Raw genomic sequence first — 14,798 nt, 5'->3', positions numbered from 1 at the left:
AATGCCACATGATGTGCTCTGAGCCGCTAGAATGAAATCGAATTCCGGACACGTCCGTTTGCGTGTCACCCCCGGCGCGTGTGCCGGTTCCCCTGGGTGGACGCATCGGGGCATTCACGACGGTGACGGGCACGGCGGGGCTACACGTTTGTCTCCCTGCCGCGTGTCCGCGGCAGGAGGATTTCGCACTTGTCCTACGACGCTAGCTCAATCACTGTTCTCGAAGGACTTGAGGCGGTCCGTAAGCGTCCCGGTATGTACATCGGCTCCACCGGCGAGCGCGGTCTCCATCACCTCGTCTACGAGGTCGTCGACAACTCCGTCGACGAGGCCCTGGCCGGGCATGCCGACCGGATCGAGGTCACCCTGCTCGCCGACAACGGCGTGCGGGTCGTCGACAACGGCCGAGGTATCCCGGTCGGCAACGTTCCCGGCGAGAACCGTCCCGCGGTCGAGGTCGTGCTGACCGTGCTGCACGCGGGCGGCAAGTTCGACGACAAGTCGTACGCGGTCTCCGGAGGACTGCACGGCGTGGGCGTCTCCGTCGTCAACGCGCTGTCCAGCAGGCTCGAGGTGGAGATCCGCACCGACGGCCACCACTGGCGGCAGACCTACGTCGACACCCGGCCCACCACCTCCCTGATCAAGGGCGAGGAGACCGACGAGACCGGCACCTCGATCACCTTCTGGGCCGACGGGACCATCTTCGAGACCACGACCTGGCACTTCGAGACTCTCGCGCGCCGTTTTCAGGAGATGGCCTTCCTCAACAAGGGCCTGACGATCTCCATCAGGGACGAGCGCCCCGACTTCATCGAGGACGACCCCAAAGAGGTCACCTATCACTACGAGGGCGGTCTGTCCGACTTCGTCAAGCACCTCAACTCCAAGAAGGAACCCACCCACGTATCGGTGATCGACTTCGAGGAGCAGGGGGACGGCATCGCGGTCGAGATCGCGATGCAGTGGAACAACTCGTACAGCGAGTCGGTCTACACCTTCGCCAACACGATCAACACCGCGGAGGGCGGCACTCACGAGGAGGGCTTCCGCGCGGCGCTGACGTCCATCGTCAACCGCTACGCGCGCGAGCAGAAGTTCCTCAAGGAGGGCAAGGACGACAACCTCGCGGGTGAGGACATCCGCGAAGGTCTCACCGCGATCATCTCGGTGAAGCTGGCCGACCCGCAGTTCGAGGGCCAGACCAAGACCAAGCTGGGCAACACCGAGGCCAAGTCGTTCGTCCAGAAGGCCTGCAACGACCACCTGCGCGACTGGTTCGAGCGCAACCCCGGCGAGGCCAAGGACATCATCACGAAGTCCCTGCAGGCCTCCCGCGCCCGCCTCGCGGCCCGTCAGGCCCGTGACCTGACCCGGCGCAAGTCGCTGCTGGAGTCGGGCTCCGGCCTGCCGGGCAAGCTGGCCGACTGCCAGTGGAGCGATCCGGAGAAGTGCGAGCTGTACATCGTCGAGGGTGACTCGGCGGGAGGTTCCGCCAAGGGCGGCCGTGACTCGAAGTTCCAGGCGATCCTGCCGATCCGCGGCAAGATCCTCAACGTCGAGAAGGCCAGGATCGACAAGGTCCTCCAGAACCAGGAGGTCCAGGCGCTGATCACCGCCATGGGCACCGGGGTGCACGACGAGTTCGACATCACCAAGCTCCGCTACCACAAGCTCATCCTGATGGCGGACGCCGACGTCGACGGCCAGCACATCACGACCCTGCTGCTGACCCTGCTGTTCCGCTTCATGCGGCCGCTGATCGAGGCGGGGCACGTCTACCTGTCCCAGCCGCCGCTCTACAAGATCAAGTGGGACAGGAAGGGCGAGGACGCCTCCTACGCCTACTCCGACCGGGAGCGCGACGCGGTCATCCAGGCCGGCATCGACGCGGGCAAGCCCGATCCCCGGCCCCGTGACAACGTGCAGCGCTTCAAGGGGTTGGGCGAGATGAACGCCGCCCAGCTCTGGGACACGACCATGAATCCCGACACCCGCCTGCTCCTGCAGGTCACCCTCGACGACGCGGCCCAGGCCGACGAGCTGTTCAGCGTGCTGATGGGTGAGGACGTCGAGGCGCGCCGCTCCTTCATCATCAGGAACGCCCGGGATGTCCGTTTCCTTGACGTGTAGCGGTAGCCGTACCAGAAAAGGATCTTGACCTGTGACGGAAGTCAACACTCCGCCCGGCCCTCCGGTAGACCGCGTAGAGCCGGTCGACATCCAGTCCGAGATGCAGCGCAGCTACATGGACTACGCGATGTCGGTCATCGTCTCGCGCGCCCTGCCGGACGTCCGCGACGGCATGAAGCCGGTGCACCGCCGGGTGCTGTACGCCATGTACGACGGCGGTTACCGGCCCGACCGCGGCTACTTCAAGTGCTCCCGCGTCGTCGGCGACGTCATGGGCTCCTACCACCCGCACGGCGACGCGTCGATCTACGCCACCGTGGTGCGGATGGCCCAGCACTGGTCGCTGCGCTACACACTGGTCGACGGGCAGGGCAACTTCGGCTCGCCGGGCAACGACCCGCCCGCGGCGATGCGCTACACCGAGTGCAAGCTCGCGCCCATCGCCATGGAGATGCTGCGTGACATCGACAAGGACACCGTCGATCTCATTCCCAACTACGACGGGCGCTCCCAGGAGCCGACGGTCCTGCCCTCGCGCTTCCCCAACCTGCTGGTCAACGGGGCGGCGGGCATCGCGGTCGGCATGGCCACCAACATCCCGCCGCACAACCTGCGGGAGGTGGCCGCGGGCATCGTCTGGTCCCTGCAGAACCCCGAGGCGACGGACGAGGAGCTCCTCGAAGCACTGATCGCCCGGGTCAAGGGCCCCGACTTCCCCACCGGCGCGCTGATCGTCGGCCGGCGCGGCATCGACGACACGTACCGGACCGGCCGTGGTTCGATCACCATGCGGGCGGTCGTCGAGGTCGAGGAGGACGCCAAGGGCCGCCAGTGCCTGGTCGTCACCGAGCTGCCCTACCAGGTCAACCCGGACAACCTCGCGCTGACCATCGCCGAGTCGGTGAAGGAGGGCCGGATCACCGGCATCGCCGACGTTCGCGACGAGAGCTCCTCGCGCGTCGGCCAGCGCCTGGTGATCGTGCTCAAGCGCGACGCGGTCGCCAAGGTCGTGCTGAACAACCTCTACAAGCACACCCAGCTGCAGACCACCTTCGGCGCCAACATGCTGGCCCTGGTCGACGGCGTGCCGCGCACGCTCAGGATCGACCAGTTCGTCCGCCACTACGTGGCCCACCAGATCGAGGTCGTGGTCCGCCGGACCCGCTACCTGCTGCGCAAGGCCGAGGAGCGGGCGCACATCCTGCGCGCGCTGCTCAAGGCCCTCGACCGGATGGACGAGGTCATCGCCCTGATCCGGCGGTCGCCCTCGGCGTCGGCGGCGCAGGGCGGCCTGATGACGCTCCTGGAGATCGACGAGATCCAGGCGCAGGCCATCCTCGACATGCAGCTGCGCAAGCTGGCCGCTCTGGAGCGCCAGCAGATCACCGACGAGTACGACGCGCTGATGGCGCAGATCAACGAGTACCAGGCGATCCTCGCCTCGCCCGAGCGGCAGCGCACGATCGTCCAGGACGAGCTCTCCGAGCTCACCGCGCGGTACGGCGACGAGCGCAGGACCGAGATCATCGCCTACGAGGGCGACATGTCCATCGAGGACCTCCTCGCCGAGGAGGACATGGTCGTCACGATCACCCGCGGCGGCTACGCCAAGCGAACCAACACAGATCTTTACCGGGCGCAGAAGCGCGGCGGTAAGGGTGTGCGGGGCGCGCAGCTGCGTCAGGACGACATCGTCGACCACTTCTTCGTCACCACGACGCACCACTGGCTGCTGTTCTTCACGAACAAGGGCCGCGTCTACCGGGTCAAGGCGTACGAGCTCCCCGACTCCGGCCGCGACGCGCGCGGGCAGCACCTGGCGAACCTGCTGGCCATGCAGCCGGACGAGGTGGTCATGGAGGTCCTGGACCTGCGTGACTATGATGTCGCCCCCTACCTCGTGCTGGCCACCCGCAGTGGCCTGGTGAAGAAGACGCGCCTGTCCGAGTACGACTCGCCGCGCACGGGTGGCCTCATCGCGATCAACCTGCGCGAAGATGACGAGGTGATCGCAGCCAGGCTCGTGTCGGAGGAGGACGACCTCCTGCTCGTCTCCCGCGGTGCCCAGTCCATCCGCTTCACGGCCTCCGACGAGGCCATGCGCCCGATGGGCAGGGCGACCAGCGGTGTGATCGGCATGCGCTTCCTCGAGGGCGACGAGCTCCTGGCGATGAACCGGATCGCCGACGGCGACAACGTGCTCATCGCCACCGAGGGCGGATACGCCAAGCGCACCCCTGTGGATCAGTACCCGATCCAGGGAAGGGGCGGAAAGGGCGTCCTGACCGCCAAGATCGTTAGCGCCCGTGGCAAGCTGGTTGGCGCGGTCATGGTCAGGCCCGAGGACGAGGTTTTCGCGATCACGTCCGCCGGAGGGGTTATCCGGACGAGCGCCGGGGAGATCAAGCAGTCGGGCCGCCAGACGATGGGGGTTCGACTGATGAATCTCGCAGAGGGGGACAGCGTCGTGGCTCTGGCCCGCAACGCGGAGTCGTTGGAGACCGAGGAAAACGCCGAGGTGCCGGTGGAGACCGAGGGGAACGGGGAAGGGGATAACCCGTGAGTTCTCAGGGCGAGCCGGGCTCGCGCCCCGCTTCCTCGTCGACACGCGACCAGGTGACGGAGAAAATGGACAAGACCGCCGAGGCGGCCTCGTCACCGGTTAACGGTAGCGCGCCCGCGCCGGAAACCGATGAATCGGTAGCCGACGACCCCAAGGGCAGGAAAAAAGTGACGACCACAGAGGACGGCAAGCAGGCCGAGACCACGGTGCGGATCCGTCCAGGATCCCCACCTCCATCCGCGCCGCCGTTACAGTCACCCTCATCGCCTCCGCCTCCGCCTCCGCCTCCGTCGGGAGGGCAGCAGAACCGCCCGCCGGCGAGTCAGCAGCCATGGTCGCCCGGAAGCCTGTCGTCGCCCCAGCCGCCACTGGACGCGTCCGGCAGGAAGCCCTCGGACATTCCCGCTCCCAGGTCGCCCCGCAAGGCGCACCTGGTGCTGCGCAGGGTCGAGCCGTGGTCGGCCATGAAGTTCAGCTTCGTGGTGTCACTCGTCTGCTTCGTGGTGCTGTTCATCGCGGTCGCGGTGCTCTACATGGTGCTGTCAGGGCTTGGGGTGTTCGACAACATCATCCAGACGGTCAACCAGCTGACGACCGCCGACGGCAAGGCCACCAGTGGCGTCGACGTCGCCTCCTGGTTCGAGCCGGTCCGCATCCTGGGCTACACCGCCCTGATCGGCGCGGTGAACGTCGTGCTGATCACCGCGCTCTCCACCCTCGGCGCGGTGATCTACAACGTCGCATCCGACCTGGTCGGGGGCGTGGAGGTCACCTTCAGCGAGGCCGAATAGCCGATCTTGAGCCATGTCTCCGTTCTTCCTCGGTCGGGGACATGGCGCAAGCAGGTGCCGGAACAGGGTAAGCTTTTCCCAGTTCGAACGGACGGGTTCGCCTCCGCGAAGCGGGTGCGGGGCCGTTCGTGCGCGCTGAGGGGCTATAGCTCAGACGGTTAGAGCGCTTCCCTGATAAGGAAGAGGTCCCAGGTTCAAGTCCTGGTAGCCCCACTCAACTCAGAGGCCATTTCCCGTTGAGGGAAGTGGCTTTTTGATCTTTCGAGTGAGTGACCACGTTCCCTTGGTCTCCTCCTCGTCGTAGGGCTGCGCCGACAGTCGTTGTCCGGAAACGTCATGCTCTGGCGAAGCGGCGGGCCAGGCGGGCGAAGGCGTCCTTGAGCTCGGCCGGGCCGACGACCTCGATGTCGGCGTCGAACCCGCCGATGGCGGAGGCCAGACCGGTCCACGACCATGACCCCAGGACGAGCCGGCAGCGGTCGGGGCCGAGTTCCTCGACGACCCCTTCGCGGGTGTAGCGGGACACGGCGGCGGCGGGCAGGTCGAGGATCACCTCGCCGCGGCACGGCCAGTCGGTGGAGGAGCCGTCGGAGCCCCGGAATCTGGCGGTCACAAAGGCGGCTACCGTGCCCCCGGGCAGTTCGCGCGGTGTGAAGCGGGGCCCGGTGGGAATGCGCGGGGTGATCCGGTCTACGCGGAAGGTGCGCCAGTTCTCGCGGTCGAGATCCCAGGCGACGAGGTACCAGCGCCCGCCCCGGGTGACGAGGTGATGGGGCTGTGCCCGGCGCGGCGGGGCGGGCGCGCCGCCGTCGTCCGTTCCTGACGCGTAGTCGAAGCGCAGCTCCTCGCGGGCGTGGACGGCGGCGCTGAGCGCCATGAGCACGCCGCTGTCGATCTGCGGGTCCGGCCGGAGCTCCGGCCGCTCGACGGCGGTGACCTGGAGGGTGTCGATGCGGTGGCGCAGCCGTGTGGGCATGACCTGGCGGATGGTGTGCAGGGCGCGCGCCGCGCCCTGCTCGATGTCGGCGCCGCTGGCGGTGGCGAGCTGCAGGGCGATGGCCAGGGCGACGGCCTGCTCGTCGTCGAACAGCAACGGGGGCAGCTCCGTGCCGGCGTCGAGCCGGTACCCGCCGTCGGGCCCCTTGAAGGCCGTGATGGGGTAGCCGAGCTCGCGCAGGCGGTCCACGTCACGGCGTACGGTGCGGGAGCTGACGTCCAGCCGCTCGGCCAGCAGCGCTCCCGGCCAGTCCCGGCGGGTCTGGAGCAGCGAGAGCAGCGCCAGCAGCCGCGCTGAGGTTTTCGGCATGTCATCCATCTTGCCGCAAGAAGAGGACACATCCTGGCCACTTTCCCTGCGACTGTTGTCCCCGGCCGAGCAAGTCCGCGGCCGGTGGTCCAGGCCGGGCTCGCCTGAGGGCGTCCGGAGACAATGAGCAGAGATCAGAGGTCGAGCATGTCCGTCAAGTCCGTGGCGCATTTGAACTTCCGGGGCGACGCCCGCGCGGCGCTGGAGTTCTACCAGTCCGTGTTCGGCGGCGACGTCGCCGTCGTCACGTACAAGGATGCGGGAAACGTGCAGGACCCCGCCGAGGCGGATCAGGTGATGTGGGGGCAGGTGGCCGCCGGCAACGGCTTCCACGTCATGGCGTACGACGTGCCCTCGCAGTTGCCGTGGGACCGGGGCGAGAACTCGTTCTTCCTCTCCGTGCGCGGCGAGAGCACGGAGGAGATCACCGAGTACTGGCAGAAGCTGTCCGCCGGGGCGACCGTCGTGCAGCCGCTGGGGCCCGCGCAGTGGGCTCCGCTGTACGGGATGCTCAAGGACCGCTTCGGCGTCGTCTGGGTCCTAGACGTGGTGAGCCCGTACAACGGCTGATCACGGGGGCGGGGGCCGTTCCCCCGCCTTCACCGGCCTTCTGTCGATCGAAGCGAAGGGAACACCCCGGAATGAGGATGCGGCCCCTGGGCCGGACCGGGATACAGGTCAGCCCCTACTGCCTGGGCACCATGATGTTCGGCCGGGTCGGCAATCCCGACCACGACGACTGCGTACGCATCATCCACCGGGCCATGGACGCGGGGATCAATGTCATCGACACCGCCGACGTCTATTCCTACAGCGAGACCGAGGAGATCGTCGGCAAGGCGCTGAAGGGCCGCCGCGACGACATCGTCGTGGCCACCAAGGTGAGCGGCCCGATGGGCGACGATCCCAACCGCGCCGGCAACTCCCGGCGCTGGATCATCACCGAGGTTGAGCACTCGCTGCGCCGCCTCCGGACCGACCACATCGACCTCTACCAGATCCACCATCCCGACCCGCGGACCGACATCGAGGAGACCCTGTCCGCGCTCACCGACCTGATGAGCAGCGGCAAGGTACGCGCCATCGGGACCTCCAACTTCCCCGCCACCGACATCGTCGAGGCCCAGTGGGTCGCCGAACGGCGTGGCCTGGCCCGCTTCCGCACCGAACAGCCGCCGTACTCGCTCGTCAACCGCGGCGTCGAGCGCGAGGTGCTGCCCGTGTGCGAGCGCTACGGCCTCGGCACCCTCGTGTGGGGCCCGCTCGGGATGGGACTGCTCACCGGCCGCTACCGTAAGGGCGGCACGGCGCGGGTCCCCGAGCGACGGATGGCCTGGGTGCCCAGGCACATGTCCGACGAGCGTACGCTCGACACCGTCGAACGGCTGGCTCTGCTGGCCGAGGAGGCCGCGATCCCCTTGACCCACATGGCGATGGCGTTCACGGTCACCCATCCGGGGGTCACCTCGGCGATCATCGGGCCGCGCACCCTGGAACAGCTCGACGACCTGCTGGCCGGCGCCGGCACCGTCCTCGGCGATGACCTCCTCGACCGGATCGACGAGATCGTGCCCCCGGGCGGCGACATCGGCCCGCTCGACGTCTCCTACGACCCGCCGGCCGTCACGCGGGCGGCTCTGCGCCGGCGGGCGGCCGACGGGCGTGCCACGGCGTGACCCCGATGACCGTTCTGGACACCCGGGCGCTCAACCGTGCGACGCTGGCCCGGCAGCTGCTGCTCGATCGCGCCGACGTGCCGGTGCTCGACGCCGTCGCGCACCTGTGCGGCATGCAGGCGCAGGAGCCGCAGGAGCCGTTCGTCGGGCTCTGGTCGCGGCTGCGCGCGTTCGACCCTGCGGTGCTGTCGGAGCTGCTGACCGGGCACGGGGTGGTGCGGACCCACCTCATGCGTCGCACCGTCCACCTGCTGACCGCCGAGGACGTGCTGGCCTGGCGGGCCCGCCACGACCTCATGCTGCGCCGGCGGGTGCTCGGGACCTACCGTCGCGAGCTGGCCGGGGTGGATCTCGATGAGCTCGCGGCGGCGGGCCTGGCGGTGATGGCCGACGGTGAGCCCCGCTCGATGGCAGAGCTCGTACGGGCGCTGGCCGACCGCTGGTCAGAGCCGGGGCCGCGGGCGCTGGGAGAGATGCTGATCGCGGCCCTCGTCCCGGTGGCGCAGCTTCCGCCGCGTGGGCTGTGGCGGGCGAAGGGGGGAGTGCGCAACATGCTGCTCTCCGCCTGGCTGGGGCGCGACATCGACCCGTTGGCGCAGGACGGCTCCGACCCGGTGGGGCAGGAGCTGGTACGGCGCTACCTGGCGTCGTTCGGCCCCGCCGCCGTGGCCGACCTGCGCGCCTGGTCCGGCCTGGCCGGGCTGCCCGCCGCGGTGGCCGCGATCCGGGACGAGCTGGTCGCCTTCCGCGACGAGCGGGGCCGGGAACTGCTCGACCTGCCTGACGGACCGCGGCCCGACCCGGACACGCCCGCGCCGGTACGGTTCCTGCCGGCGTTCGACAACACGATCCTCGGCTACCACGACCGCAGCCGGATCATCGACGACGCCCACCGCGGCCTGTCGGTCGCCGGCGCTCGCGTCGTCCTGGTCGACGGCCGGGTGGCCGGCACCTGGACCGTCGAGGCCGGCACCGTGGTCGTCGCCCCGCTGAGCGGCTTCTCCCGTGCCGGCCGCACGGCGGTGGCCGAGGAGGGACGCGCGCTGGCCTCGTTCCTCTCCGACGGCGACAGCGATCGCGTGCGGATCGTCCCTCAGTGAGCGGGCCAGGTCACGTCCACGACCGTCCGGCACCGGTCAGGAGGGCGGCGCGATCCCATGATCATGTCGTGGACAGTCCTGACAAGGAAGAGATCCCAGGTGGGCGGCAGTTCCCCGGTTTCGGGGCCAAGGCGGCGGCGCGACCCGTCGGCCATCCGGGCATGCGGCCTGGGGCCGGTCCCGGACGGCGGCGGGGCTCAGGGCCGCGCGCCGCACCCGGCGCCCGCCGTATCCGGCCATTGCGCGGGATCCGCACCACCGCCCGAGAAAGGATCGACGGGTCAGTCGGCGGTTCTCTTCTCAGCGGCTGTCAGGACGGGCTCGTCGATGGTCGGTGCTACTGCGGGGTCTTGGCGCGGCGGCGCAGCGGTTTGGGAAGGCCGGCCAGCAGGTTGCCATCCAGGCGGAGATGTTTGAGGGCGGTGAGGTCGCCCAGCGAGCCGGGAAGGCCGGTCAGCTCAACATCCAGGCGGAGATGGGTGAGGGCGGTGAGGTCGCTCAGCCCCTCATGACCTGATGAGCCCTGCCCGCGGGATGTCACACCGTCCAACGGATCGTCGAGAGGTTCGGCGTCGGCCGCCCCCGATCTCCCACCGTGGGTGCTTATCCCGGTAGCCGCCCTGGTGTGAAACGGGCATGATCAGGGCTTTGTCGACGACGCCTGGGTTCTAGTGCTTGTCGCAACACACCTGATCATGAGGGGCGTGTTGATGGTGGGGCGAGGACCCAAGCGCAGGTTGGATGTCGAGTCGGAGTACTGGCGGCTGGTGCTGTCAGGCGTGGGAACGGTCGAAGCGCCGCGCGGTGGGCAATGGACAGAGGCAGCAAATAGCTACAAAGCTCTCTATCAAGGGTGGGAATCACGCCGCGGGAACGAGTGGTTCAGTCGGCCGAGAGGGTCAGCGAGATCTCCGAGGCGGCGGCGCGGACGAGCTCGATCATGCGGTCGCGACGCGCCCGGTCCGTTCGGAATATCGGGGCCGCGGTGCCGATCGAGGCGACCACGGCTCCATGGGAGGTGATCGCGGCCGCGGTGCCCCAGATGCCCTCGTCCACCTCCTCGAAGCTCTCGGTCCAGCCGCGCAGACGAGTCCGGTCCAGTTCCTCGTCCGACAGGAGAGCGGCTCGGGCCGGTGGCAGGCCGGGCAGTACTCCGGCGAGGATGGAGGCGCGTTCGGCGCGGCTCATCGAGGCGAGCAGGATCCGTGACATCGAGCCGGCGTGCAGCGGCATCGGCTGTCCCTTGTCGAACTGCAGCCGCACCGGGCGACGCGACTCCGCGCGCTCGACACAGTAGGCCGCCTCGCCGCCGGAACGGGCGATCAGGACCGTCTCGTCGATCTCATCGCGTACCCGGGTGATGACGGGCAGGGCGGCCTCGGTGAGCGGCGCCCGTGCGGCCTCGCAGGCCCGTCCCAGGTTCAGCGCCAGGTCTGTGACCCGGTACGACTTCCCGGAGGCGCGGTCGAGCAGCCCGACCTCCCTCAGCAGGGCGACGTACCGATAGGTGGAGGTCGTGGCGAGGTCGAGTTCCGCCGCCAAATCCGCCACCGTCCAGGTCGGGTGCGCCTCGGTGAAGCAGAGCAACGTCTGCAGCAGTTTCCGCCCGCTGCCCGCGCCCGAGACCCGGTGCGCCGACTGCTCCGTCATGCACTCTCCTCGGGGCCGAACCGACCTGTTCGCACAATGCGAGATTGACGTACCTTCAGGATCTTTATTAGATTTTATCCCACAATATGGTGAGGACATTACCACATTATGGAAATGAATGACTCCTCCGCTGCCGACGAGCAGGTCGCCCAGGGCACGGACGACATGAACACCGTCGTCGTCGCCGGTATGGGGCCGGTCGGCATGGTCGCCGCGTTGAAACTGGCCCAGCTCGGCCATCAGGTGCTCGTGCTGGAGGCCGGGCCCGACCTCGCCGAGGAGTCCCGGGCCTCGACCTTCCACCCGTCGTCCCTGGAACTGCTCGAACAGCTCGGTGTGGTGGAGGAGTTGCACGAGGTCGGCCTCAAGGCGCCCGTCTTCCAGTACCGGGAGCGGACCGGCGCCGTCCTCTCCGAGATGGACATGTCCCTGCTGGCCGATGAGACGAGGTACCCGTACCGCCTGCAGAGCGAGCAGAACAACCTCACCCGGATCATCCGCGACAGGCTCCTGCCGATGCCGAACGTGACCCTGCGGTTCTCCAGTCCGGTCCAGCGGGTCGAGCAGGGCGACCGGCACGCCCGGATCTTCCTGCCGGACACCGACCGCGACCGCCCGATCCTCGCCCGCTGGCTGGTCGCGGCGGACGGCGCACAGTCCAACATTCGCAGGTCGCTGGGCATCTCCTTCGAGGGACGCACCTACGACGAGCGCTTTCTGGTCCTGTCGACCACCCATGACTTCCGGGCGGACTTCCCGGACCTGGCGTACGTGTCGTACATCTCGGATCCACAGGAGTGGGGCGTGCTGCTGCGCACCCCCAACCACTGGCGCGCGCTGTTCCCGGTGCGGGACTCCGAGAGCGACGAGCACGCTCTGTCCGCGGCGGCGATGCAGGACCGGTTGCAGCGGATCGCGGCCGGCCCGGATCCGTACGACATCCCGCATGCCTCGATCTACAAGGTCAACATGCGGGCCGCCGCGACGTTCGCGGTCGGGCGGATCCTGCTGGCCGGCGACGCGGCCCATGTGAACAACCCGCTCGGCGGCATGGGCATGAACAGCGGCATCCACGACGCGTGGGCCGCGGCGCTCTGTATCGACGCCGCGCTCGGCGGAACCGACGCCGACCATGTCGCCCGGCTCTACGGCGAGCTGCGCCGGGACGCCGCGCTCAACCACGTCCAGGCCACCGCGCAGCGGAACTACGACTCGATGCGCGAGGACGACGACGCCGAGCGGGAGGCGCGCGCCGAGTCGCTGTCCGCCATGGACCGGGAACTGCTCGACAAGCGGGAGCATCTTCGCCGGGCGGCGATGTTCACCTCGCTGCGCATCACCCTCGGCCGCCTCGCGCGCGAACTGCACGCGGTACGCGAGGGGGACCGTCCCGCGGGCCGCCGGCTCTCCGAGATGCTGTGCCACGGGCCGGTTCTCGCGCCCGGCGCCCACGACGGTGTGACGGTCAGGGCGGTGGAGCAGGCCGGCTTCGCGGCCGCGTACGTCTCCGGTTCCGCGGTGTCGGCCGTCGCCCTCGGCCGGCCCGATCTCGGCTACCTCGGCCTGGCCGAGATGGCGGAGCAGGTACGCCGGATGGCCTCGACCAGCGACCTTCCGCTGATCGTGGACGGCGACACCGGCTACGGCGGCGTACTCCAGGTCGGCGAGGCCGTCACCAGGCTCGAACAGGCGGGTGCCGCGGCGGTCCAGTTCGAGGACCAGGTCGCGCCGAAACGCTGCGGGCACATGAGCGGCCGCCAGGTCGTCCCGATCGAGGAGATGGTCGCCAAAGTCGAGATGGCCGTCGCCCGCCGGCGCTCCATCCTGGTCATCGCCCGGACGGACGCGCTGGCCGTGGAGGGCCTCGAATCCGCGCTCGCGCGGGTGCGCGCCTACGCCGCAGCCGGTGCCGATCTCGTCTTCGTCGAGGGTGCCTACACCGAGGAGTCGCTGCGCGCCATCCGCGCCGCCGTTCCCGGCACCCCACTGATGGTCAATCTCAGTGAGGCGGGCGATCATTCCGCGCTGCCGCCGACCCGGATCCTCCAGGAGTGCGGGGTGGCTCTGCTGATCTATCCCGTCGCGCCGATCCTCGCCGCCGCGCAGGCCGCGGCCCAGACCTACCAGGCCATCCGGAGCACCGGCAGGTCCGACCGGACCGGTACGGAGTGGTCGCGTTTCACCGACCTGCTCGGCCTGTCCGGGCAACTCGCGGAGGCCGAACTCCTCGCCGCGTCCGCCGCGCTCGCCACATCCACGCGGACCGGTGCTCCGGAAGGGAGCATCGAGTGCTGTGAATCCCCGACCGAGCACCTCTGATCCTAAGGAAGCCGTCATGTTCTTTCACGTTGGGATGCTGACCCTCACCGACGAGGCCACCGCCGCGCACCGGGCCGCCATCGTCGAGGCGCTGAGCGCGCTGCCCGGCCAGATCCCCGGGCTGCTGGGCGCGAAGGTCTCCATCGACGCCGGTCTGACCCCCGGCAACGCGCACCTGATGTTCACGATGACCTTCGACTCCCAGGACTCCTGGAGGGCGTACGGTTCCCATCCCGCGCACGTCGCGGTGGCCACCGAGCACATCAAGCCGTTCCTGACCTCGAAGACGTTCGTGCAGATCGACGAGACCTCCGCGTCATGACCGGACGCCGGCCCGCGCCACGTGCGGCGCGGGTCGAACGAGCCTTCGGAGAAGGCGGGCGGCGGCCCGTGTGGGGGCCGCGGTGGCGGGCAGATTCTGCTCGTGGAGGGCCGGAACCGACGGGGCTGAGCTGTCATGATGCTGGTGGGGACGTCTGGCTGGCAGTATGCCGACTGGCGCGGGGGGCTCTACCCGCCCGGCCTGCCCCAGCGGCTTTGGCTGGAGCGGTATGCCGAGTGCTTCGAGACGACCGAGAACAACAACACCTTCTACCGGTTGCCGACGCGCGAGACGTTCGAGAAGTGGCGGGATCGCACCCCGGACGCGTTCGTCATGGCGATCAAGGCAAGCCGCTTCCTCACCCATGTCAAACGGCTGAAGGATCCCGAGGAGCCCGTCGAGCGCCTGCTGGCGGCGGCCGAGGGCCTGGGAGCCAAGCTCGGGCCGATCCTCCTGCAGCTTCCACCGACGTTGCCGGCCGACCTCGGCAGGCTCGCCGGATGCCTTCGCTGCTTTCCCGCCCATCTGCGGGTCGCCGTCGAGTTCCGGCACGTGTCGTGGTGGAGCGATCCCGTCCGCGAGGTGCTGTCGGCCCACGGTGCGGCCCTGTGCTGGGCCGACCGGCTCGGCCGCCCGCAGACCCCCCTGTGGCGGACCGCCGACTGGGCCTATCTGCGCTTTCACGAGGGCCGAGCGCACCCCTGGCCCTCCTACGGCGACGGCTCACTCCGTTCCTGGCTGCGCCGCCTGCGCCGGGAATGGGATGAGCGCCGCGACGTCCATGTGTACTTCAACAATGATCCGGGCGGCGCCGCGGTGCGCGACGCCGCCCGATACGCGGAACTCGCGCGCGCCGAGGGGTGGCCGGTGAGTCGCACGCCGGTCCGGATCCCGGCATGCGGGGAGACCACGCTCGCCCGGTGACGATCCGGCCGCGG

The 14,798-nt window shown here is 69.1% G+C and carries 13 protein-coding genes and 1 tRNA gene; 10 read left to right on the top strand and 4 right to left on the bottom strand.

All coding sequences use genetic code 11. From position 1 onward, the window contains the following. The first annotated feature begins 210 nt into the window (after positions 1-210). Both gyrB and gyrA read left to right on the top strand, forming a co-directional pair. Positions 211-2,133 (top strand): DNA topoisomerase (ATP-hydrolyzing) subunit B, encoded by a 1,923-nt coding sequence (gyrB, locus tag ACFQVD_RS31755; protein WP_386274408.1) that lies wholly within the window; start codon positions 211-213, stop codon positions 2,131-2,133. A gap of 31 nt (positions 2,134-2,164) precedes the next feature. Next, positions 2,165-4,696: a DNA gyrase subunit A gene (gene gyrA / locus ACFQVD_RS31750; RefSeq protein WP_343970438.1), complete on the top strand. Its 2,532-nt coding sequence runs from the start codon at positions 2,165-2,167 to the stop codon at positions 4,694-4,696. Positions 4,697-5,018: 322 nt separating this feature from the next. On the opposite strand, the gene ACFQVD_RS31745 is transcribed toward gyrA, so the two are convergent. Next, positions 5,019-5,210, bottom strand: coding sequence for a hypothetical protein (locus ACFQVD_RS31745; protein ID WP_343970966.1), 192 nt, complete (start codon positions 5,208-5,210; stop codon positions 5,019-5,021). Between ACFQVD_RS31745 and ACFQVD_RS31740 the strand changes: the two genes are divergently transcribed. Together ACFQVD_RS31740 and ACFQVD_RS31735 are read left to right on the top strand one after the other, a co-directional pair. Continuing rightward, on the top strand, positions 5,161-5,487 hold the full coding sequence (locus ACFQVD_RS31740; RefSeq protein ID WP_343970942.1) for a DUF3566 domain-containing protein: 327 nt from the start codon (positions 5,161-5,163) through the stop codon (positions 5,485-5,487). The two genes, ACFQVD_RS31745 and ACFQVD_RS31740, sit on opposite strands and share 50 nt — an antisense overlap. 139 nt (positions 5,488-5,626) lie before the next feature. Next, positions 5,627-5,700 (top strand) — tRNA-Ile (locus tag ACFQVD_RS31735). 121 nt (positions 5,701-5,821) lie between these two features. Here the strand turns inward: ACFQVD_RS31735 and ACFQVD_RS31730 are convergent. After that, entirely contained in the window at positions 5,822-6,793 is a 972-nt protein-coding gene (locus ACFQVD_RS31730) for a helix-turn-helix transcriptional regulator (protein WP_343970441.1), read from the bottom strand. A gap of 147 nt (positions 6,794-6,940) precedes the next feature. On the opposite strand from ACFQVD_RS31730, the gene ACFQVD_RS31725 reads away from it, so the two are divergent. The 3 genes from ACFQVD_RS31725 to ACFQVD_RS31715 all read left to right on the top strand — a co-directional run bounded on the left by ACFQVD_RS31725 (position 6,941) and on the right by ACFQVD_RS31715 (position 9,569). Continuing rightward, the gene (locus ACFQVD_RS31725; protein ID WP_343970444.1) at positions 6,941-7,363 is read left to right on the top strand and encodes a VOC family protein; all 423 of its coding nucleotides are present in this window, start codon (positions 6,941-6,943) and stop codon (positions 7,361-7,363) included. 71 nt (positions 7,364-7,434) lie between these two features. After that, positions 7,435-8,469: an aldo/keto reductase gene (locus ACFQVD_RS31720; protein WP_343970447.1), complete on the top strand. Its 1,035-nt coding sequence runs from the start codon at positions 7,435-7,437 to the stop codon at positions 8,467-8,469. A gap of 5 nt (positions 8,470-8,474) precedes the next feature. After that, the gene (locus ACFQVD_RS31715; RefSeq protein WP_343970450.1) at positions 8,475-9,569 is read left to right on the top strand and encodes a winged helix DNA-binding domain-containing protein; all 1,095 of its coding nucleotides are present in this window, start codon (positions 8,475-8,477) and stop codon (positions 9,567-9,569) included. Positions 9,570-9,906: 337 nt separating this feature from the next. Here the strand turns inward: ACFQVD_RS31715 and ACFQVD_RS31710 are convergent, their stop codons facing one another. Further along, positions 9,907-10,110 (bottom strand): hypothetical protein, encoded by a 204-nt coding sequence (locus tag ACFQVD_RS31710; RefSeq protein WP_343970453.1) that lies wholly within the window; start codon positions 10,108-10,110, stop codon positions 9,907-9,909. Between the two features lie 341 nt (positions 10,111-10,451). Then, the gene (locus ACFQVD_RS31705) at positions 10,452-11,219 is read right to left on the bottom strand and encodes an IclR family transcriptional regulator (RefSeq protein WP_343970456.1); all 768 of its coding nucleotides are present in this window, start codon (positions 11,217-11,219) and stop codon (positions 10,452-10,454) included. Positions 11,220-11,333: 114 nt separating this feature from the next. Between ACFQVD_RS31705 and ACFQVD_RS31700 the strand changes: the two genes are divergently transcribed. The 3 genes from ACFQVD_RS31700 to ACFQVD_RS31690 all read left to right on the top strand — a co-directional run bounded on the left by ACFQVD_RS31700 (position 11,334) and on the right by ACFQVD_RS31690 (position 14,784). After that, a complete protein-coding gene (locus ACFQVD_RS31700; RefSeq protein WP_343970459.1) occupies positions 11,334-13,538 on the top strand; it encodes an FAD-dependent monooxygenase in 2,205 nt (734 codons plus the stop codon). A 16-nt stretch (positions 13,539-13,554) separates the two neighbouring features. Next, positions 13,555-13,860 carry a Dabb family protein gene (locus tag ACFQVD_RS31695; protein WP_343970462.1) on the top strand — a complete coding sequence of 102 codons (306 nt, stop codon included), beginning with the start codon at positions 13,555-13,557 and terminating at the stop codon, positions 13,858-13,860. 138 nt (positions 13,861-13,998) lie between these two features. Next, on the top strand, positions 13,999-14,784 hold the full coding sequence (locus ACFQVD_RS31690) for a DUF72 domain-containing protein (RefSeq protein WP_343970945.1): 786 nt from the start codon (positions 13,999-14,001) through the stop codon (positions 14,782-14,784). Positions 14,785-14,798: the final 14 nt, after the last annotated feature.

This window comes from Streptosporangium amethystogenes subsp. fukuiense, from assembly GCF_042665875.1.
Lineage (GTDB): Bacteria > Actinomycetota > Actinomycetes > Streptosporangiales > Streptosporangiaceae > Streptosporangium > Streptosporangium fukuiense.
The sequence above is the reverse complement of the archived record's forward strand: the minus strand, read 5'-3'. Positions and strand labels throughout refer to the sequence as shown.